19 protein-coding genes are annotated in these 20876 nt (G+C 67.9%); 10 read left to right on the top strand and 9 right to left on the bottom strand.

Going from position 1 to position 20876, the window contains the following annotated elements; all coding sequences use genetic code 11:
• The first annotated feature begins 8 nt into the window (after window positions 1-8).
• A complete protein-coding gene (gene malQ, locus NTM_RS07660) occupies window positions 9-1994 on the top strand; it encodes a 4-alpha-glucanotransferase (RefSeq protein ID WP_232079651.1) in 1986 nt (661 codons plus the stop codon).
• Here the strand turns inward: malQ and NTM_RS07655 are convergent.
• On the bottom strand, window positions 1975-3627 hold the full coding sequence (locus tag NTM_RS07655) for an ABC-F family ATP-binding cassette domain-containing protein (RefSeq protein WP_104865398.1): 1653 nt from the start codon (window positions 3625-3627) through the stop codon (window positions 1975-1977). The two genes, malQ and NTM_RS07655, sit on opposite strands and share 20 nt — an antisense overlap.
• A 56-nt stretch (window positions 3628-3683) precedes the next feature.
• Between NTM_RS07655 and NTM_RS07650 the strand changes: the two genes are divergently transcribed.
• The gene (locus tag NTM_RS07650) at window positions 3684-4718 is read left to right on the top strand and encodes a fused (3R)-hydroxyacyl-ACP dehydratase subunits HadA/HadB (RefSeq protein ID WP_104865397.1); all 1035 of its coding nucleotides are present in this window, start codon (window positions 3684-3686) and stop codon (window positions 4716-4718) included.
• 12 nt (window positions 4719-4730) lie between these two features.
• On the opposite strand, the gene NTM_RS07645 is transcribed toward NTM_RS07650, so the two are convergent.
• The gene (locus NTM_RS07645) at window positions 4731-5918 is read right to left on the bottom strand and encodes a cytochrome P450 (protein WP_104865476.1); all 1188 of its coding nucleotides are present in this window, start codon (window positions 5916-5918) and stop codon (window positions 4731-4733) included.
• A 106-nt stretch (window positions 5919-6024) separates the two neighbouring features.
• On the opposite strand from NTM_RS07645, the gene NTM_RS07640 reads away from it, so the two are divergent.
• Both NTM_RS07640 and NTM_RS07635 read left to right on the top strand, forming a co-directional pair.
• Complete coding sequence (locus NTM_RS07640) at window positions 6025-6819, top strand: TspO-related membrane protein (RefSeq protein WP_163765948.1); 795 nt, start codon at window positions 6025-6027, stop codon at window positions 6817-6819.
• A 12-nt stretch (window positions 6820-6831) separates the two neighbouring features.
• On the top strand, window positions 6832-7470 hold the full coding sequence (locus tag NTM_RS07635; protein ID WP_163765947.1) for a trimeric intracellular cation channel family protein: 639 nt from the start codon (window positions 6832-6834) through the stop codon (window positions 7468-7470).
• Here the strand turns inward: NTM_RS07635 and NTM_RS07630 are convergent.
• On the bottom strand, window positions 7458-8108 hold the full coding sequence (locus NTM_RS07630; protein WP_163765946.1) for a biliverdin-producing heme oxygenase: 651 nt from the start codon (window positions 8106-8108) through the stop codon (window positions 7458-7460). The two genes, NTM_RS07635 and NTM_RS07630, sit on opposite strands and share 13 nt — an antisense overlap.
• A 13-nt stretch (window positions 8109-8121) precedes the next feature.
• A complete protein-coding gene (locus NTM_RS07625) occupies window positions 8122-8322 on the bottom strand; it encodes a zinc-ribbon domain-containing protein (protein WP_104865393.1) in 201 nt (66 codons plus the stop codon).
• Window positions 8323-8484: 162 nt separating this feature from the next.
• On the opposite strand from NTM_RS07625, the gene NTM_RS07620 reads away from it, so the two are divergent.
• From NTM_RS07620 to NTM_RS07605, 4 genes are all read left to right on the top strand, one after another.
• Window positions 8485-10350, top strand: a complete 1866-nt coding sequence (locus NTM_RS07620) for an FAD-linked oxidase C-terminal domain-containing protein (RefSeq protein ID WP_163765945.1) — start codon at window positions 8485-8487, stop codon at window positions 10348-10350.
• A 148-nt stretch (window positions 10351-10498) separates the two neighbouring features.
• The gene (locus NTM_RS07615) at window positions 10499-11374 is read left to right on the top strand and encodes a polyphosphate polymerase domain-containing protein (protein ID WP_163765944.1); all 876 of its coding nucleotides are present in this window, start codon (window positions 10499-10501) and stop codon (window positions 11372-11374) included.
• A 49-nt stretch (window positions 11375-11423) separates the two neighbouring features.
• Window positions 11424-12101 (top strand): DUF4956 domain-containing protein, encoded by a 678-nt coding sequence (locus NTM_RS07610; protein WP_104865390.1) that lies wholly within the window; start codon window positions 11424-11426, stop codon window positions 12099-12101.
• Entirely contained in the window at window positions 12101-13549 is a 1449-nt protein-coding gene (locus NTM_RS07605) for a CotH kinase family protein (protein WP_163765943.1), read from the top strand. Before NTM_RS07610 ends, NTM_RS07605 begins: the two co-directional genes overlap by 1 nt.
• An 82-nt stretch (window positions 13550-13631) precedes the next feature.
• On the opposite strand, the gene NTM_RS07600 is transcribed toward NTM_RS07605, so the two are convergent.
• Both NTM_RS07600 and NTM_RS07595 read right to left on the bottom strand, forming a co-directional pair.
• Window positions 13632-16562, bottom strand: coding sequence for an MMPL/RND family transporter (locus tag NTM_RS07600; RefSeq protein WP_163765942.1), 2931 nt, complete (start codon window positions 16560-16562; stop codon window positions 13632-13634).
• Window positions 16559-16984, bottom strand: coding sequence for an MmpS family transport accessory protein (locus NTM_RS07595; protein WP_104865387.1), 426 nt, complete (start codon window positions 16982-16984; stop codon window positions 16559-16561). The genes NTM_RS07600 and NTM_RS07595 overlap by 4 nt, the downstream gene beginning before the upstream one ends.
• Before the next feature lie 145 nt (window positions 16985-17129).
• Here NTM_RS07595 and NTM_RS07590 point away from each other — a divergent pair, with 145 nt between their 5' ends.
• Window positions 17130-17819: a TetR/AcrR family transcriptional regulator gene (locus NTM_RS07590; protein ID WP_494337774.1), complete on the top strand. Its 690-nt coding sequence runs from the start codon at window positions 17130-17132 to the stop codon at window positions 17817-17819.
• Between the two features lie 5 nt (window positions 17820-17824).
• Here NTM_RS07590 and NTM_RS07585 read toward each other — a convergent pair whose 3' ends face one another.
• Genes NTM_RS07585 through NTM_RS07575 form a run of 3 tightly spaced genes read right to left on the bottom strand, consistent with a single transcriptional unit; the run spans window position 17825 to window position 20113 of the window.
• Complete coding sequence (locus tag NTM_RS07585) at window positions 17825-18679, bottom strand: SDR family NAD(P)-dependent oxidoreductase (protein ID WP_163765940.1); 855 nt, start codon at window positions 18677-18679, stop codon at window positions 17825-17827.
• Entirely contained in the window at window positions 18669-18884 is a 216-nt protein-coding gene (locus NTM_RS07580; RefSeq protein WP_104865384.1) for a ferredoxin, read from the bottom strand. The genes NTM_RS07585 and NTM_RS07580 overlap by 11 nt, the downstream gene beginning before the upstream one ends.
• Window positions 18884-20113 carry a cytochrome P450 gene (locus NTM_RS07575; RefSeq protein WP_197746376.1) on the bottom strand — a complete coding sequence of 410 codons (1230 nt, stop codon included), beginning with the start codon at window positions 20111-20113 and terminating at the stop codon, window positions 18884-18886. The genes NTM_RS07580 and NTM_RS07575 overlap by 1 nt, the downstream gene beginning before the upstream one ends.
• Window positions 20114-20282: 169 nt before the next feature.
• On the opposite strand from NTM_RS07575, the gene NTM_RS07570 reads away from it, so the two are divergent.
• Window positions 20283-20873 (top strand): TetR/AcrR family transcriptional regulator, encoded by a 591-nt coding sequence (locus NTM_RS07570; RefSeq protein ID WP_163765938.1) that lies wholly within the window; start codon window positions 20283-20285, stop codon window positions 20871-20873.
• The last annotated feature ends 3 nt before the right edge of the window (window positions 20874-20876 follow it).

The raw sequence follows: 20876 nt of genomic DNA, 5'->3' as shown, positions 1-20876 counted from the left end.
GCCGCGCGGTGACCCCGACTCCGAAACCGGTCCCCGAGGACCTCCGCACGCTGGCCGCCGCCCACGGGGTGGCCACCGCGTACCGCAACGAACGCCGCGAACCCGTCGACGTCGACGCCGACGTGGTGATCAAGGTGCTCGGACTGCTGGAGGTCGAGGCCGCCACCGCGGCCGACCGCCGCGCCGAACTGGCCCGGCTGGCCGAGCGGGACCGGGCCGGGGTCCTCCCGCCGACGGTCGCGCGCCGGGTGACCGGCCGCCCGCAGCCACTGCCCGGCGCCGCGCTGCTGGTCGGCGAGGACGGCAGCCGCATCGAGGTGCGCGACGAACTCCCCGCCGATCTGGTCCCGGGCTGGTATCGGATGCACACCCGCGGCGGGCAGGAGGTCACGCTCGTCGCCGCGCCGCCGGCGGTGCCCGCCGCCCCCGCGACGTGGGGGTGGATGTTGCAGCTCTACGCACTGCGCTCGTCGGACTCGTGGGGCACCGGCGACCTGCGCGATCTGCGCGATTTCGTCGAGTGGACCGCCACCGAGCACGGGGCGGGGGCGGTGCTGCTCAACCCGCTGCACGCACCTGGACCGACGCACCCTGTGCAGCCGTCGCCCTACACCCCGTCCAGCCGGCGGTTCGCCAACCCGCTGGCGCTGCGCATCGAGGACATCGACGCCTACCGTCGCGCCGACCCGGACATCCGCGCCGAGGTGGACGCGCTGCGGGTGTCGGCGAGCACCCCGCGCATCGACCACGACCTGGTCTGGGCCGCCAAACGGGATGCGCTGGAGCTACTCTGGCGCTCCGAGGGCAGACCCGACCCGTTGCACGACCCCGGCGCACCCGCGGCGCTGCGCGATTGGGCCACCTACTGCGCACTCGCCGAGCGGCACGGCGGCCGATGGTCGCGCTGGCCCGAGGCCCTGCGTGATGCCGGCGGCCCCGCCGTCGCCAATGCACGCCGAGAGTTGGTGCCGCGCACGGCATTTCACGCATGGGTGCAGACACAGTGCGCCGACCAGCTCGCCGCGGTGCGCACCGCGGCGCGCGACGCGGGGATGTCGCTGGGCGTACTGCACGACCTCGCCGTCGGGGTCGACGCCGACGGCGCGGACGCCTGGGCGCTGGCCGATGTGCTCGCCGCCGGGGTGAGCGTGGGCGCGCCGCCGGACAACTTCACCCCGCGCGGTCAGGACTGGGGGCTGCCGCCATGGCGCCCGGACCGGTTGGCCGCCACCGGATACGCCGCGCTGCGGGACATGCTGCAGGCCGTGCTGGCCCACGCCGACGGGCTGCGCATCGACCACGTCGCCGGGCTGTGGCGGCTGTGGTGGATTCCGCCCGGCGACGGACCGGACCGCGGCACCTACGTGCACTACGACGCCGAAACCATGCTCGCCGTACTGGCTTTGGAGGCCCACCGGGCCGGTGCGACCGTCGTCGGCGAGGATCTGGGCACCGTCGAACCGGAGGTCACCCAGGCGCTGGCCGACAACGAGATGCTCGGGTGCGCGGTGGCCTGGTTCACCCGCGATCTGGACGTGCCCGGCGAACCGTTGCTCACGCCCCGGCGCTGGCCGGAGCGGGCCGCGGCGAGCCTGTCCACCCATGACCTGCCCACGGCGGCAGGGTTTCTGCGCAGCGAGCACGTCCGGGTGCGCGCCGATCTCGGACTGCTCGACGATGTCGCTGCCGAGCAGGCCAACGCCGACAAGGAGCACGGCGAGTGGCTGGCCCTGTTGCGGTCCGAGGGCCTGCTGCCCGACGACGGCACCCCGGTGGACGACGCAGCGGTCATCACCGCGATGCACCGGTTGCTGGCTGCGACCGCCAGCCGGCTCAAGTTGATCTCGCCCTACGACGTCCTCGCCGAGCCGCGGCAGCCGAACCTTCCCGGCACCGTGGACGAATACCCGAACTGGCGGCTCCCGCTGCCGTCGAGCCTCGAAGAGCTCAAAGCCGACCCCAGGGTCGCCGAGATCACGGCGTTGTTTCGCTGACCCGACCGCCGTCCACCCGCCAGCGGCGGTCCAGCCGGACGTTCTGCAGCATCCGCCGGTCGTGGGTCACCAGCAGCAGGGCGCCGTCGTAGCTTTCCAGCGCCTGCTCGAGTTGCTCGATGGCCGGCAGATCGAGATGGTTGGTGGGCTCGTCGAGGACCAGCACATTGGTGCCCCGCGCCTGAAGCAGCGCCATCCCGGCGCGGGTGCGCTCGCCGGGTGAGAGGTCGTCGACGGCGCGTTCGACGTGATCGGCGCCGAGCCCGAACTTGGCCAGCAGGGTGCGCACCTCGGCGGTGCTCCAGGACGGAACCCGCTGTTCGAACGCATCGACGAGCCGCTGCGGCCCGGCGAATTCCGCTCGGGCCTGGTCGATCTCGCCGATCTCGACGCTGGCACCCAGACTCGCCCGTCCGTCATCCGGCGCCTGCCGACCCAGCAGCAGCCGCAGCAACGTCGACTTCCCCGCGCCGTTGGGGCCGGTGATGCCGATCCGCTCGCCGGCCTCGACCTGCAGCGTGACCGGGCCGAGGACGAAGCCGTGCCGGCGGACCACCGCGTGGTCCAGCGTCGCGACCACCGAGCTCGACCTCGGCGCGGCGCCGATGGTGAACTGCAGCTGCCATTCCTTGCGCGGCTCCTCGACTTCCTCCAATCGCGCGATCCGGCTCTCCATCTGGCGCACCTTCTGCGCCTGCTTCTCACTGGACTCGGTGGCGGCGCGGCGGCGGATCTTGTCGTTGTCGGGCGCCTTGCGGATCGCGTTGCGTACACCGTGCGTGGACCATTCACGCTGAACCCGCGCCCGGTTCACCAGATCTGCCTTCTTCTCGGCGAATTCCTCGTACTGCTCGCGCCGGTGCCGGCGGTTGACGGCGCGCTCTTCCAGGTAGCTTTCGTACCCGCCGCCGTAGACCGTCGTGGTGTGCTGGGCCAGGTCCAGTTCCAGCACCCGGGTCACGGTGCGCGCCAAGAACTCTCGATCATGGCTGACCAGCACCACGCCGCCGCGCAGCTCGCCGATGAGTCGCTCGAGCCGGTCCAGCCCGTCGAGATCGAGGTCGTTGGTGGGTTCGTCGAGAAGCACCACGTCGAAGCGCGACAGCATCAGCGCGGCCAGCCCGACCCGTGCGGCCTGCCCACCGGACAGGGCGGTCATCATCGTCGACTCCGGCCGCACCGTGTCCGGGTCGAGCCCGAGGTCGGCCAGGACCGCGGGCATCCGGTCGTCGAGATCGGCCGCGCCGGTGGCCAGCCAGTGATCGAGGGCCACCGAATAGTCGTCCGCGCCCTGTTCGGATTCGGCGAGCGCCGCCGCCGCAGCGTCCATCGCCCGGGTGGCCGCCGCGCATCCGGTGCGACGCGCGATGTACGCGGCGACCGTCTCGCCGGTCACCCGCTCGTGTTCCTGTGGCAACCACCCGACGAACGCGTCGGCGGGGGCCACGCTGACCGTGCCCTCAAGCGGCTCGAGGTCGCCGGCCAGTATGCGCAGCAGCGTGCTCTTGCCCGCGCCGTTCGCCCCGACGACGCCGACGACATCACCGGGCGCGACCGTCAGGTCGACCCCGGCGAACAGGGTGCGGTGGGCGTACCCGCCTGCCACGTCCTTCGCGACGAGCGTTGCTGTCATGACCCCATCGTCGCACCGTGGTGTCCGGCCTCCGACGAGCGCGTTAGTGTGCTTTGGTGACCGCACCAGCAGAATCGTCGCCGCTCGAGGCCCGCGTCGGCCACTACTACCAGATGGCCGGTACCTACCTCGTCGGCCGCGAGAAGCTGCGGGAATACGCCCGCGCGGTGCAGGACTACCACCCGGCGCACTGGGATGTCGCCGCGGCCGACGCGCTGGGCTATCAGGATGTGATCGCGCCGCTGACCTTCACTTCCGCCCCCGGCATGCAGTGCAACCGGCGGATGTTCGAGGAGATCGTCGTCGGCTACGACACGTACCTGCAGACCGAGGAGGTCTTCGAGCAGCACCGGCCGATCGTGGCCGGTGACGAGCTGGTGATCGACGTCGAGCTCACCTCGGTTCGCCGCACGGCGGGGCGTGACTTCATCACCGTGACCAACACGTTCACCGACATCTCCACGGGTGAGCGGGTGCACACCCTGCACACCACCGTGGTCGGCGTGACCGCCGAGGACATCGACGCCGGGGTCAAGGTCGCCGTGCAGAACGCGATGATGCACGACATGAACATCCTCGACATCGGCGGATCCGATGCGGCCTACCGCAGGGAGGAGCGCCCCGAGGGTGAGATCCGCATCTCCGACGGCGGGCTGACCCGCACCCCCGGGACGGCGTCGTTCGAGGACGTCGCGGTCGGCGACCCGCTGCCCACCCATCACACCCGGCTCTCGCGCGGTGACCTGGTCAACTACGCGGGCGTCGCGGGCGACGCGAACCCGATCCACTGGGACGAGGAGATTGCGAAACTCGCCGGACTGCCCGATGTGATCGCGCACGGAATGCTGACGATGGGCCTCGGCGCCGGATTCGTCTCCTCATGGTCGGGCGACCCGGGTGCGGTGACCCGCTACACCATCCGGCTGTCCCAGCCGGCGATCGTGTCGGCCAAAGAGGGTGCCGACATCGAGTACACCGGCAAGGTGAAGTCGCTCGATCCCGAGACGCGCAGTGGCGTCGTGCTGGTGGGCGCGAAGTCGGCGGGCAGGAAGATTTTCGGCCTCGCCACCGTGAACATGCGCTTCCGCTGACCCCGGCCGGCGTCAACCCAGCACGGCCGGCATCGCATCCCAGCCGCGGACCGTCGCGGTCCGCGACCGCACCATCCCGGCGATGTCGATGTCCCACTTCGGGAATCGGGTCAGCACCTCGTCCAGTGCGATACGGCCCTCCAACCGGGCCAGCGGCGCGCCGACACAGAAGTGCGCGCCGCGCCCGAAGGTCAGGTGGCCGCCGGGCTTGCGCCGGATGTCGAACTCGTCCGGGTTGTCGAAGTGCCGTTCGTCCCGGTTCGCTGAGGCCAGCATCATCAGCAGCGCGCTGCCCGCGGGAATGACGCGGTCCTGGAACGTCACGTCGTCGGTCGCGACGTAGCGTGCGACGTGCGGACCGGGCGGCTCGAAGCGCAGCAGTTCCTCGATCGCACCGGGGATCAACGACCGGTCGGCGACGAGTTCGGCGCGTTGGTCGGGATGTTCGGCCAGCACCTTGCCCATCCAGCCGAACAGCCGCCCGGTGGTCTCGACGCCTGCGCCTGCGACCACCGCCAGGAAGATGGTCAGCTCCTGTTTGGTCAGCTTGCGGGTGGTTCCGGTCTCGTCCTCGAATTCCACCGCAAGCAGTTCGGTGATCAGGTCGTCGGACGGGTTCTTCGCGCGCCAGGCGATGTACTCGCCGAACATCTCGCCGGTGAAGTAGCGGTCCTTGTCGATCTCCATCGGCTTGCCCGCCTCGTTGCGCAGCACCTCGTTGGCATGCGCGCGGACCGCCGGCTGTTCCGAGTCCGGGATGCCGGCCAACATCCCGATGGTCTTCATCGGCAGTTCGGCGCCGAGGTCCCGCACGAAGTCGAACCGGTCCGCGCCGACCAGCGGATCCAGGCAGGCCACGCAGAAGGCCCGCACCTTGTCCTCGATCGCGCGCATCCGCTTCGGTGTGAAGGCCCGCGCGACGATGGCCCGGTGGATGGTGTGTACCGGCGGGTCCTCGTTGATGAAAACACCCGGCGGGATCACCGGATCGGTCAGCACCACCTCGAGGATGTCGCCCTTGGCCGAGCTCAGCCGCGCGGTGTCCTTGAGCGCCGCGTCGACGTCGGCGTAGCGGCTGATGCCCCAGAAGTTGTGCCGCTCATTGAAATACACCGGCGCTTCGTCGCGTAGCCGCCGATACGTCGGGTACGGGTCGAGGTCGATCTCGATATCCCAGGGGTCGTAGTACAGCTCGCTCACCTTCACCTCCGGCTCGGTGTCGGCAGCATAGCCGAACCGCTATACATTCGTATAGCAATCAGGGTGCCGCGGTTCCCCCGCGCCCAGATCGGGCATGTAGCAGGACATGGCCGAATCCACCCTCCAGAGCCGTCCGACGTCGACGTTCCTGCTGTCGGCTGCCGTCAGCCTCGCCACCGCGGCCACGCTGGTGGTCAACTATCTGGCCAACGGCCTGCCGATCAACGGGCAGACCACCGGCGAGGTGACCCGGCGCTTCGAGGTGTTCTTCGTCCCGGCCGGATACGTGTTCTCGATCTGGAGCGTCATCTACCTCGGACTGTTCGCCTACACCGTGTACATGGGCCTGACCCTGGCCCGGCACCGGCCCGACAGCGGTGCCGCCCGCGCGGTCGCACCCTGGTATCTGCTCACCGCGGCGGCGAACTGCACGTGGCTGCTGGCCTGGCACCACAACCTGTTCCCGCTGAGCATGGCGCTGATGGCTGTGCTACTGGGTGCGCTGATCGTCATCTACCGGATACAGGCCGTCCGGCCGGCGACCTCGGCGCTGGAACGGTGGTCGGTGCACATCCCGTTCCGGGTGTATCTGGGCTGGATCTCGTTGGCCACCATCGCCAACGCGACGATCACCCTCGACGACGCGGGCTGGTCGGGCTTCGGCCTGAGCGAACCGACCTGGGGGGTGATCATGGTGCTGGTGGCCGCCGGTCTGGGTGTGGCGATGGGGCTGCGGCACGGCGACATCGCCTATCTTCTGGTGCTCATCTGGGCACTGATCGGCATCGCGGTCCGCCTGCACGACACCACCCCGGTCCTGGTCGCGGCGCTCGGAGGCGCCACCGCACTCGCACTGACGGCGGTTCTGGTAGCACGGTCCCGGCCCGCGGCACAGACGTGATAGGCACGACGGGTGAGTGCCCAACCGCCACTGCTGCTCGCGCTCGATCTGATCGGCACGTTCGTGTTCGGGCTGAACGGCGCTCTGACGGCCGTGCGCGCCACCCGGTTGGACGTGGTCGGGGTGGTCACCCTCGGCATGATGACGGCACTCGGCGGCGGCGTGATCCGCGACATCCTGATCGGTGCGGTGCCGCCCGCGACCTTCCAGCTCTGGTACTACTTCGCGCTGGCCCTCGCCGGCGGGTTGATCGCGTTCGCGTTGAGCCGCAAGCTGCACCGTCTGGAGATGCCGATCACGGTGCTCGACGCGGTCGGGCTCAGCGTGTTCGCGGTGATGGGCGCAGGAAAGGCGGTCGAGTACGGCCTCGGGGTCGGGCCGGCGGTGCTGCTCGGGGTGATCACTGCGGTCGGCGGCGGCACCATCCGCGACCTGATGATCGGCCAGGTTCCGACCGTCCTGCGCAGTGAGCTTTATGCGATACCCGCGCTGGTGGCGGCGACGCTGACCGTCGCGGCGATGGGGATCGGCGTCTACGGCCTGTCCGCCGCACTGCTGGCCGCTTCGGCCTGCTTCGTGATCCGGATGGTCGGCGTGCACTTCAACCTCAACGCCCCCGAACCTCCGGGCAGCAGGGATCAGCGCCGGTAATCCGGCAGCGCCGCGCCCAGCTCGTCGAACACCGCCTGGTTCAAGGCGAAGGCCGTCTTCACCTCGGCGACCACGCGGTCGGTCTCGCCGGCGTCCAGACCGAGCCGGTCCAGCCGGTCGCGGTAGTCGTCCTTGTACGGCTTGACGCGCACCGGGAAGCGGTAGAACGCCAGACCCTCACCGCCGAGCTCGAACTCGCGGTCCAGGATTCGGCCCATCGCCTGGCCGCCGGACAGGTCACCGAGGTAGCGGGTGTAGTGGTGCGCGAGTAGCGCGCCGCCCCAACAGGATCCATCGATCCTCCCCCGATACCGCTGTGCGGCGGGCGAATCGACGTGGTGATCGGCACCGGACGCCCAGTGGCGTAGATCCGCGTCGATCGCCGGCACGCGCTCCAGCCGCGGGTCGTAGACGGCGGCGACCAGCGGATCGTCGCGATGTGTCCGGATCGCGTCTCCGAGAGCCTGGTAGACCACCCGCAGTCGAAGCAGGTATGCGGTGTAGCCGCGCGCATCGACGCGGCCGGCGAGCAACTCGGTCACGAACGGCGATTGCTCGGCGGCTTCGTGCTCGGCCGCGGAGCCTTCCCGGATCGCGACGGACAGCGGCCGCAGAGCCTCGGCGGTGCTGGGTCGCATGGCGCAAGCCTAGCTAAGCGACCGCGGTGCCGCAGATTCCGCACACCTCGAACTGCCGGCGACCCCACCGTGCGACCGGGACGAAGAACACGCTCAGTTGCTTGAACTCCCGCATCCGGTTCCACTGCGTGGTGTTGTGACATCGAGGGCAGGTTCTCACCTGGCCCGCGCCGAGATGTTTGTGCTTGGTGCCGTACCCGAAGAAGAGCAACACCCTTTCCACAGTAGAGAGTTCCGGCTGGCACCCATGCCGCTCGCCAGGTAGCTGTCCCCCATGTTGGCGGGCAGCATCGCAGACATCGCCCCCTCGCACGGCGAAGGTACTTCACAACAGATGTCCCGCAAGATACCTCGCCAGCCCGAAGGAGTGGTCGACATGACTTCCCACACTGCCCCCGTCACCGAAACCGCCCCCGTCACCGAGCGGTTCGCGTCGGCGGTCGCCGAATACGCCGAGATCGTCACCGACAGCGCAGTTCTCACCGACCGTGGGCATGATTTCTGGGGTGTGGGTGGGGTGGCGGAGTTGATGGTGCGGCCGCACTCGCGCGACGAGGTGGCACCGATTCTGGGATTGGCGTCGCGGTTCGGGGTGGCGGTGGTTCCCCGGGGTGGGGCGTCTAACTGCAGTGGTGGGATGATGCCGTCGGCGAGCCGGGTGTTGCTGGATTTGTCGGGGCTGGACCACATTCTCGACATCGATCCCGAACACCGGTGTGCCCGGGTCGAGCCGGGGGTGGTGAACTCCGATTTACAAGAGGCGTTGGCGCCGTACGGGTTGTGTTTCTCCCCTGATCCGGTGTCGGCGCATCTGGCCACCGTGGGCGGCAACATCATCGAAAACGCCGGCGGTCCGCACGCGTTGAAGTACGGCGTGACCTACAACCACATCCTGTCCGTCGAGGTCGCCCTGCCCAGCGGCCAGACCGTCACCGTGGGCGCTGAGGATGACGGCCCGGACCTGCTCGGGGTGATCATCGGCTCCGAGGGCACCCTGGGCGTCGTCACCGCGGCCACGGTCGCGTTGCGCCCGATCGCGCCGGTCACCCACAGCCTGATGGGGGCGTTCGCGACCGCGCGATGCGCGGCCGACACGATCGCCGAGATCATCGCCACCGGGGTGGTGCCCTCGGCGGTGGAGTGGCTCGACCGTGCCGGTATCGCCGGGTTGCAGCAGTTCTACGACACCGGCTATCCGCTCGACGCCGACTCCATCGTGCTCATCGATGTCGACGGCAACGCCGAGGAGGTGGCTCGCGATCAGGCGATCGTGGAACAGGTGTTGCGGGCCCGGGCCACCGAGGTGCGCATCGCCGAGGACGAGACCGACCGCGCCGCGCTGTGGTACGGGCGCCTGCACGCCCCGGACTCGGTGGTGGCCAGCGGCAAGGGTTTCTTCATCGGTGACGTCACCGTGCCCCGCGACCGGATCCCCGAGATGCAGGAAGCGATCCAGGCCACCGCGGCGCGGCACGCCGACGGGCTGTTGTTCATCGCGGTGTGCGGGCACGCCGGCGACGGCGATCTGCACCCGACGACGTTCTACGACAAGGACAACCCGTTGGCCGCCTCGGCGCTGGAAGCGGCGAACAACGAGATCATCGCCGCCGCGCTGGCCTTGGGCGGCACCATCACCGGTGAACACGGTGTCGGGACCGAGAAGATCGCGTTCATGACCCAGCGTTTCACCCCGGTCGAGATCGCCGCGCAACGCGCCATCAAGACAGCGTTCGACCCGGCCGGGATCCTCAACCCCGGCGTGATGCTGCCCGACCCCGGCCCCGAAGAACCGGACACGTCGGTGTTCGGGGCCGCCGTACACGCCGCACTGACCGGCGGCCTGCACCCGGATCCCGACGCGGCGTTGACCACCGGCCACAACACCGACATCACGGTCAACCTCGGCAACCTCAGCCTGGCCGTCGGCGCCGACACCACCATCGCCGACCTGCACCGGTATCTCGCTGAGTACGGCGTCGCCTGCGCGGCGGTGCCTGCCACCGGGCATCACCGCACCATCGGGGAAGTCGTCGCCACCGCCGCCGGGGACGAGCGGGCCGGGATCCGCCACGCGCTGCTGGGCGCCGACGTCACCGTCACCGGGACCGCCACCACGGCCCGCTTCGGCGCCGAGACCATGAAAGACGTCGCCGGCTACGACACCAAACGCCTCTACCTCGGTGGGCACGGCGCCTTCGGCGCGCTCAGCACACTGATCTTCAAAATCACCGTCACCCCGTGACCTGACCGCGAAATGTGTCCTCCGCCATAGCTTGTCCCTGCACAAGAAACCGCTCACACGCACACCCCCCTCACAGCCGGCACATAGCTTCGGATGCTTAGCTTGGGTAACGATCAGCGGCGGCGACGAAAGGGGGACGGGTCTCCACATGGGCGTATTCGACAGGTTCAGGCGGGGACCCGCGGATACCGCGCACGACGCACCCGAAGATGTTCCGACCCGGCCCACGGGATACCAGCAGACTGCGAGCCGGCTCCACGCGTTCAACCGCTACGAGATCAAATACCTGCTCGACGAGGCCAAGGTACCGGCGCTGCGCGACGAACTCACTGGCCACATGGACTCGGATCCGTACTCGCCGCACGGCGGCTACCCGGTGACCTCGCTGTACTACGACACCCCCGATCTGCGCTTCTACTGGGAGAAGATCGAGGGCCTGCGCTTCCGCCGCAAACTGCGGATGCGTCTGTACGGCAACCCTTCCGAGTGCACCGACGACACGCCGGTCCAGGTCGAGATCAAGCAGCGGGTGAACCGGGTCACCCAGAAACGCCGCCTGGCCATGCCGTACGGCCCCGCTCGCCGGTGGCTCGACCACCGAGAGCCGGTCACCCACGCACCGGCCGAACGCCCGTTCGTCGACGAGGTCACCACGTTGGTAGGCAACCTGGATCTGCGCCCGATCGTCACCACCGGCTACCTCCGGGAGGCGTTCGTCGGCCGCGACGCCGACCTCGGCCTGCGCGTGACGATCGACCACAAGGTGCACGGCCGCGACCGCGACTTCGGATTCGTCTCCGGCGCCCAGAACCGGTTCATCATCCCGCCGCACCTGGCGATCGTGGAGATCAAGGCCAACGAGCGGGTGCCCTACTGGGTCACCGATCTCACGGCGCGCAGCGATATGTCGGTGGTCCGGATCTCCAAGTACTGCCAGTCGGTTCAGGCGTTCGAGCTCGCGCCGCGCTCCCGCTACGGCGCCCCCGAACTCGCCGACCACGAGCCCGTCGCCGTTCTCCCCTGAGTTCCTTCCTGATTCAGCCCGCTCACGCGATATCCCCGAAAGATCGAGAATGACCATCAACCTGCAAGACCTCAGCGGTACCTTCACGGTGTTCGACGTGATCGCCTCGCTGGCACTGTCATTCGTGCTGGCCACGATCATCGGCTGGGTCTACCGCTACACCCACAAGAACGTCTCCTACAGCCAGTCCTACGTCCAGACCCTCGTGATGGTCTGCATGGTGATCTCGGTGATCATGCTCGTCGTCGGCTCGAACATCGCGCGTGCGTTCGCCCTCGTCGGCGCCCTGTCGGTGATCCGCTTCCGCAACGCCATCAAGGAGACGCGCGACGTCGGCTTCATCTTCCTGGCCATGGCGATCGGGATGACGACCGGCACCCGCTTCTACGTGCTGGCCGTCGCAGCGACCGTGGTGATCTGCCTGGTGCTGGTGATCATGTACCGCTTCAACTGGTTCAAGCTCGACGTGCAGCGCCAGGTGGTCAAGGTGCAGGTGCCGCCGGAGCCGGAGTACACCGCCCGTGTCGAGGACGTCCTGATCGCACATTGCAGCGAGTTCGAGCTGGTCTCCACCGAATCCGCCCGATCCGGCGCACTGACCGAGCTGTACTACACCGCGCGGTTGAAGAAGGGCCGAAAGGCCGGCGAGCTGATCTCGGCGCTCAGCGCGGTGAACTCCGGGCAGCGGGTCACCGTGCTGACCGGATACGACCAGACCGACATCTGATGCCGGGCCCGGCAGCACCGCCGCCGCCGAGACGACGCCTGGCACACCGTGTTCCGGTCCGGCTCCGGCAGCACTGGAAGCTGCTCGCGGTGCTGGTGGCCGGCGCGGTGGGCTTGACGGCAGCGTTCGGGCAGACCATGATCCGGCCGTACATCACCGGCGACATCGCGGTGGTGACCTCCGCGATCACCGACAACATCGCCGGCACCGTCGATCTGTTCGATTCGACTGTCGCGCACACGGTCTCGGTCGGCATCTCGCCCGCCGAGTACGCGGACATGATCTCGGCGTACGAGAAGGACGGCGCCAAGAAGTGGGTGAACGCCGACCTCGTCATCGACGGTACGGCCATCCCCAACGCGGCGGTACGACTGAAGGGCAATTCCACCCTGATGGCGCTGCGCGGGGACTTCCCGCCCGGCAAGCCCGGTGCGCCCGGCCCCGGCGCTCCGTCGTTCAGTCAGTTCATGGGCGGGGTCGGCGCCGCCGACGCCGACAACCCCACCACCCTGCCGTTGTTGATCAGTTTCGACGAGAACGTCGACGGGCGCGGCTATCAGGGCATGACGGAACTGTCGGTGCGGCCGGGCACCCCGGTGCTCAACGAAGCGCTGGCGCTGTCGCTGACGGCGGCCACGGACCAGCCCACCCAGCGATACGGGTATGCGACGTACACGATCAACGGGCAGACCACCACACGGCTTCTTCTCGAGCATCCCGACGAGGGATACGCGCAGAGCCTGTTCGACTCGGACGGCTACCTGTACAAGGCCGACGCCAGTTCGGCTATGGAGTTCGCCGGCACCGACCAGTCCGCATACGCCGAAAAGTTCAAGCAGCTCAACTCGTCTGACAACGGCAGCCTCGCGCCGGTGATCAGCTTTCTGCAGTGGCTCGACCGCGCCGACACCGAGGAGTTCGACGCACATCTGGCCGACTGGGTGGACGTCGAATCGTTCGCACGGTACGTGGCCACCCAGAATCTCCTGGTCAACGCCGACGATATGGCGGGCCCCGGCCAGAACTACTACCTCTGGTTCGACCTGAAAACCCGGAAACTGTCCGTGATCTCGTGGGATCTGAACCTGGCGATGACCGGCGAGGCCACCATCGGGCCCGATGACGCCGTGCGGCTGCCTCCGCCCCCGCCCGGGATGCCGGCACCGCCGTCTGGCATGTTCGGCAGCAAGGGGCCCCAATTCGGCAATCCGCTCAAGGACCGGTTCCTGGCGTCGGAGCAGTTCACCCAGCTCTATCACGACGCGTACTGGCAGCTCTACGACCAGATGTACGCGGACGGGCGCGCGCACGCGCTGCTCGACGAGATCGCGGCCACCGTGCCGGTCACCGACGGGCTCAGCGCAACCGAGCTCGCGGACAAGGTCGCCGCGATGCACAGCTGGATCGACCAGCGCACCGAGGCACTGGCCGAACTCCGCGAAAGCTAGCCGAATCTGAAGAAGGTAGCCAGAATTCGGCGATTCGTCGCGCACAACTGCAGATTCGGCGCGCCGAACCTGACCATCGCCGCTAGTCCACAGCCTGCTGCGGCTCGCGCTCGATCGGCGTGGGCCACGGGCTTGGCACCGGACGCGGCCGGACGCGTTGCGGCCACCAGAACCAGCGGCCCAGCAGCGAGGCGATCGACGGGGTCATCAGCGAGCGCACCACCAGCGTGTCGAACAACAGACCCAGCCCGATCGTCGTGCCCACCTGACCGATGATGACGAGCTTGCTCACCGCCATCGACATCATCGTGAACGCGAACACCAGGCCCGCGGCGGTCACCACCGAGCCGGTACCGACCATCGAGCGCAGGATGCCGGTGTTGATACCGGCATGCACCTCCTCCTTCATCCGGGAGACCAGCAGCAGGTTGTAGTCCGCACCGACGGCGAGCAACACGATCACCGACATCGGCAGCACCATCCAGTGCAACGGGATGCCGACGATGTGCTGCCACAACAGAACTGACAGACCGAACGACGCGGCCAGGCTCAGCACCACGGTGCCGACGATCACGGCGGCCGCGGCAACGGCCCGGGTGAGCACCATCATGATGATGAAGATCAGGATCAGCGCTGCGACCGCGACGATCAGCAGGTCGTAGTCCGCACCCTGCTGCAGGTCGGCGTAGGTCGCCGCGCTGCCGCCCAGATAGATCGCCGAGCCCTCCCACGGGGTGCCCTTGATGGCGTCGGCGGCGGCGACCTTGAGCGGCTCGATCCGTGCGATACCTTCGGGGGTCAGCGGATCGCCCTGATGGGTGATCGTGAAACGGACCGCCTTACCGTCCGGGGAGATGAAGTTGTCCATGCCGTCGAGGAAGTCGGCGTTGGTGAACGCCTCCGGCGGCAGGTAGAACGAGTCGTCGTTGAGCGCCGCGTCGAACGCATCGCCCATCGCGGTCATGTCCTCCTGTAGCGACATCGCGAGGTCCTGCTGCGCCTTCTGAGAAGCGTACTGGTTCAACAGGATCTGCTTCTGGTGCTTCATCGAGTCGATCTGGGCCGGCATCACCGCCACCATCTTCGGCATCAACTCGGCCATCCGGCGCATCTCCGGCACCAGTTCCTGGAAGTCGTCGGACATGGTGTTCAGGCCGTCGAGGGCGTCGAACACCGACCGCAGCGACCAGCAGATCGGGATGTTGAAGCAGTGCGGTTCCCAGTACAGGTAGTTGCGGATCGGGCGCATCATGTCGTCGAAGTCCGCCAGATGATCACGCACCTCGGACATGTCGTCGGACGTGTTGGCCATCTTGTCGGCCATCGACGCCGACACCGCGGCCAGATCCTGCTGGATGCTCATCATCTCGGTCATCGCGTCGATGCTGACCTGAAGATCGTCGGCCTGGGCGAGCATGTTCTCCAGATTGTTCTGGGTGTAGTCGTTGCTCATGATCTGCAGCGTGCCGCTCTGGCCGATCGTGTACGGGATCGTCGAATGCTCGATCGGCTTGCCGTCCGGGCGGGTGATGGTCTGTACCTGGGCGATACCGTGCACGCGGACAAGGGCTTTGGCGATCTTGTCGATCACCAGGAAGTCGGCCGGATTGCGCAGGTCGTGATCGGTCTCGATCAGCAGCAGGTCCGGGTTCATCTTGGCCTGCGTGAAATGCCGGTCTGACGCGGCGTATCCGACGTTGGCCGGGACACTGTCGGGCAGGTAGATCCGGTCGTTGTAGGTGGTGTGGTAGCCGGGCAGCGCCAGCAGGCCGACCAGCGCGGCGACCGTGGCGCACACCAGGATCGCACCCGGCCAGCGCACGGTGGTGGTACCGACCTTGTGCCACAGCCGGGACCGGCCCGTCCGTTTCGGCTCCAGCACGTTGCCGAACCGCGTGCACACCGAGATCAGCGCCGGGCCGAGCGTCAACGCCGACGCGATCACCATCACCATGCCGACGGCCAGCGGCAGTCCCATGGTCTGGAAGTACGGCAATCGGGTGAAGTACAGGCAACAGGCGGCGCCTGCGATGGTCAGACCCGATGCCAGCACCACATGCGCGGTGCCGTGAAACATGTCGTAGTAGGCGCTTTCGCGGTCCTTACCCTTACGCCGGGCTTCGTGATATCGCCCGATCAGGAAGATCGCGTAGTCGGTTGCCGCGGCGATGGCGAGCGTGACCAGCATGTTGATCGCGAAGGTGGTCAGGCCGAAGACGTGGTGGTACCCCAGCACGGCGACGATGCCGCGGGAGGACAGCAGCCCGGCGACCACCAGCACCATCACGATGCCCGTCGTCACCACCGACCGGTAGACGATCAGCAGCATGATGATGATCACCGCGAATGTGACCGCCTCGATGGTCTTCATGCTGGCGTCGCCGACGGCGGTCTGATCGGCGCTCAGCGCCGACGGACCCGTCACGTACACGTGCAACCCGGCGGGAGCGTAGGCGTCCGAGGCTATTTCGCGCACTCTTTGCACGGACTCGTTGGCCAGCGCCTCGCCTTGCTCGCCGGCGATGTAGACCTGCACGTAGGCGGCCTTGTTGTCGACGCTCTGCGCACCGGTGGTGGTCAGCGAGTCACCCCAGAAGTCCTGGACGTGCTCGATGTGTTCGGTGTCGGCCGCCAGCCGGGCGACCATGTCGTCGTAGAACGCGTGCGCCGCGGTGCCCAGCGGCTCGTCGCCCTCCAGCACGATCATCACCGAACTCGACGTGGTGTACTCGCCGAACACCTCGCCGACGCGTTTGGTCGCGATCTTCGACGGCGCATCCGCGGGGCTCATCGAGACCGCGCGCATCTTGCCGACCTCGTCGAGCTGCGGCACCACGGTGTTGAGCACGGCGATGATGGCGACCCAGGCCAGGATGATCGGGATCGCGAAGGCCCGCAGGAACCGCGGCACCAGCGGTCTGCGCCCGTCGGCGCGGTGCCGTGCTTTCGGGATCGGGTTGGTGGCGGGCTCGTCCACCGGGGAGTCGGAGTCCTCGTCGACGGTGGTGCTCATGCGGACTTCACCAGGCAGTAGGTCTCGGCATTCATACCGGTTGCGGTCCTTTCGTCCTTGACCTCGCCGTCGACCGTGATCCGGCAGGTGATGCTGTCTCCGTCGCCCTGCGCGAGCATGTTGACGTTGGCGGCGGCCGCCGTGGTGGTCAGCGTGATCGACCAGGGCAGTGCGGTGTCGACGGCGCGCTGCGGTTTGCCGTCGAGGTCCAGGTAGTTGACGACGGCGGAGCCGCCGGTACCGAAGACCTCGTAGACCACCACCTTCGGGTCGGTGTCCTCGGCGATACCCGCCCCGACCGGGGTGACGACCACGGGGTTGGAGCCGAACACCAGGCGCAGGTTGCTGACCGTGAAGGCCCCCGCGGCGATCGCGCAGACAATCACGACGGGCAGCCAGAAGCGCCGCAACACCTTGGTCATGAACGTGCCTTTCGGCGTCGGGAACGGCCCCCAGGCGCGGCCGAAAAATTCTCGTCAGACAACCTAACCAATTAAGTGGATACATTCAATCCGAATGGATACGCCTGATCCGCTTATCGAGAAGAGCATGGCTAGACTTGGCCACGTGGAATCCCCGGCCGCGTTCGAGCGCCCGTTGCGCAAGGACGCCGAGCGCAACCGGCAACGGATCCTGGCCGCGGCCCGCGATCTGTTCGCGACCCGCGGACTCGAACCCCATCTCAACGACATCGCCCACCACGCCGGCGTCGGCGTCGGCACCATCTACCGTAGGTTCGCCAGCAAGGAGGAACTCCTCGAGGCGCTGTTCGACGACGCCATGCACCAACTCGCCGACTACGCCGAGGAGGCGCTGCGCTTTCCCGATTCCTGGGAAGGGTTCGCGTGGTTCATGGAGCGGATGTGCGAGCTGACGGCGACCGACCGCGGGATGCGTGAGATCGCGTTCAGCAAGGCCTACGGCGGCGAACGGGTGTGCGCGGCGCGCGACCGGCTGAAACCTCTGCTCGGGCAACTGGTCGAACGCGCACAGGCCGACGGTCACGTACGCGGTGATCTGTCACCCACCGATATGCCGCTGTTCGGGCTGCTGTCCGGAACCGTCAGCGAGTTCACCAGGAATGTGGACCCCACGCTGTGGCGCCGTTACGTCGCACTGCTGCTCGACGGCATCCGCCGCCGCGACGACCAGGACCGGTTGCCGGTGGAAGCCCTCGACAGCGACGGGCTGGAACGCGCGATGGACACCTGGGAGCCCGCCGGGCCCGGTGACGGCAGGGCCCGATCCGCTCCTTGACAGGGTCAGCGCACCAGCGTGGCGCCGCCGTCGAGACGGATCTGCTGTCCGGTCATGAACCGGGACTCGTCGGAGAGCAGATACAGCGCGGCATAGGCGGATTCCCACACGGTGCCGCGGCCCATCTTGAGCTTGACCACGTCCTTGTGCTTCTCCGCCGCCTCCTCGGCGTCCATGCCGAACAGCGACTGCGAATCCCGGTTCGCCAGCACGGAGTTGATGGGCCCGAGCATCAGCGTGTTGGCCCGGATTCCGGCTTCGGCATACTGCACCGCGGTCAGTTCGGTGATCTGGTTGACACCACACTTGCCCAACGCGTACGGCATGATGCCGATGTTGAGACCCAGTTCGTTCTTGACGCTGGCGATCGACGAGATGTTGACGATGCTGCCGGTGGTGTCGCCGTCGTTGCGTTCCATGCATTGGGCGGCAAAGAGATTGCAGTGGTAGCACCCCAGCATGTTGACGTTGATACCGCGGTTGAAGTTCTCCACGGTCATCGAATTGGCCTCGAAGTCGAACGGCGGATTCGTCGCGACGCTGTAGACCATGCCGTCGATCCGGCCGCTGTTCTCCATCGCGGTGTCGAAGATGCGTCGGCAGTCGTCCTTGTCGGCGACGTCGGCCTCGACGGCGTAGGCCTTGCCGCCGTCGGCGAGGATCATCTCGACGGTCTCCTTCACCGCCGCCGGATTCAGGTCCACCGCAACCACTTCGGCGCCGTGTCGTGCCGCGAGCAGGGAGATGGCGCGGCCGTTACCCATACCCGGCCCGGGACTCTGCCCTGCGCCGACCACCACGACGACCTTGCCGGTCAGGTCGAATGCCCTGCGGTCCTTGCGATCGAAGTCAGTGGACATGGTTCTCCTCCGGAGCGTCGGTGATGTGGATGGCATGTTCGGGGCAGTTGTCGGCCGCATCCCGGACCGATGTCGCCAGATCGGCCGGTACGTCGGCGATCGTCACCTCGGCGTAGCCGCCGTCGGTGATGGCGAACGCCGCCGGGCAGATGGCGGCGCACACGCCGTGGCCGCGGCAGATGTCGTCGTCGAGGGTGACTCTCATCAGCGCACCGTCACGTGCAGTTCGGTGAGCCCGCGCAGGATGTAGGTGGGCACGTAGGCGAAGCGGCGCTCGTGGCTGGGTCCGTGCGCCGCGTCGTCGATCGCGATCTCGGCGGTGCGCTCGAGCAGCCGTTGGATCAGGACCCGGCCCTCGGCACGGGCCAGCGGCGCACCGATGCAGCTGTGCACACCACGCCCGAATGCGATGTGGCGGCGAGCATTCGGCCTGTCGGGATCGAAGATGTCGGGGTCATCGAAGATCCGGGGATCACGATTTGCGGCACCGAAGTGCACCATCAGGGTCGCCCCGGCCGGAACGTCGACTCCGCCGACCGTGGTGGTGGCTCGTGCGAGCCGGAAGTCGCCTTTGATCGGGCTCTCGAACCGCAGCGCCTCTTCGACGAAGTTCGGAATGTCGCCCGGAGTGCGGCGCATCCGGTCCTGCAGTTCGGGGTTCACGGCCAGCAGCTTCAGTCCCGACGACAGCAGCCGCACGGTCGTCTCCTGACCCGCGGAGAAGAGGTTCGCCGCGACCCGGACCACATCGATGACCTCGGGCGTGGAACCGTCCGGGAACGTGGCGAGCGCCATCTCGGTCATCACATCGCCGCACGGCGACTCACGGCGCTGCCCGATGTACTCGGCGAACCGCGCATAGAGATACTCCAGCGGGGAGTGCGCCATGGCGGTCCGGCCGTCGGCGCTGCCCAGTGCGACGTCACCTGTCAGTTCCGCGGCGAGTTCGGCATGGTCGTCCTCGGGCACACCGAGTAGATCGGCGATCACCAGCAGTGCGAACGGCGTGGCCACGGCCCTGATGAATTCCCCACCGCCACCGGCCAGATACGGGTCGAGGACCCGGTCGGCCAGGCGCCACATGAACTCCTCGTTCTCCTTCAGCCGCTTCGGCGTGATCAGACGCGACAGCAGCGACCGGTGGGCGGTGTGCTTGGGCGGGTCGAACGACGGCAGCTGGTCACTGAACGGCAGCGAGTCACGGTGCTCCTCGATCAGCGCGCGGACCTCGGCGTCGTCCCGGCCCTGCAGCGGGACCGGGAAGCCGGCCATGAATCCCGTCGTCGAGGTGCACGACGAGAACGTCTCCGGATCCCCGACGACGGCCAGCACCTCGTCGTAGCCGGTGACCACCAGGACGTCGTGGCCGGGCTCGCGCAGCACGGGGCTGATCTCCCGCATCCGGCGCAGCACCGGGTACGGATCCGCGATCATCTCCTCGCCGTGGAAGAAGTCGGGGGCTTCCAGGGTCGTCACGCGCACTCCTTTAGCCTGGCAGCTGACCAATCGTACAGTTACTTACTGACCAAACGTACAGCAGCGTCCTGTACGAATGGTCAGCTAAAGTGGGCAACGTCACCGAGTCGACAGGGAGGGTGTTCGTGTGAGCAGGACCTCACCGGAGCCGGAGGGACCCACCCGGCAACGTCTGATCGAGGTGGCCGTCGAGTTGTTCCAGCGCCACAGCGTCGCCGGAACGTCGCTGCAGATGATCTCCGACGAGCTCGGCCTGACGAAATCCGCCATCTACCACCACTTCCGGACTCGCGACGAACTGTTGAGCGCGGTGATGGAACCGCTCATCGGCGAGGTGTCGGCACTGGTCGAGGCCGCGGAGTCCCGCCGCGGCGCCCGCGCCCGCGCCGATCATCTGCTCGTCGGGTACGCGACGTTGGCCGCGTCCCACCGGGAGATCGTCGCGCTGCTCACCGGCGATCCCGGTGTCGTCGCGCTGCTGCGCACCCGCCAGGAGTGGGCCGCGGTGGTGCAGCGCCAGATGCACATCTTCGCCGACGTCGAACCCGGCCTGGGCGGTCAGGTGAAGGCGGCGCTCGTCATGTCCGGCATCGCATCGGCCGCCGGCGTCGACTACGACGACTACGCGGGCGAGATCGACGAGGCGACGCTGCGTGACCAGCTGATCGCCGCAGGCAGGCGCACGCTCGGACTGCGCGCCCCGCACGGTGCCGGCTGAGCG

Source organism: Mycolicibacterium parafortuitum (assembly GCF_010725485.1).
Classification (GTDB): Bacteria; Actinomycetota; Actinomycetes; order Mycobacteriales; family Mycobacteriaceae; genus Mycobacterium.
The sequence above is the reverse complement of the archived record's forward strand: the minus strand, read 5'-3'. Positions and strand labels throughout refer to the sequence as shown.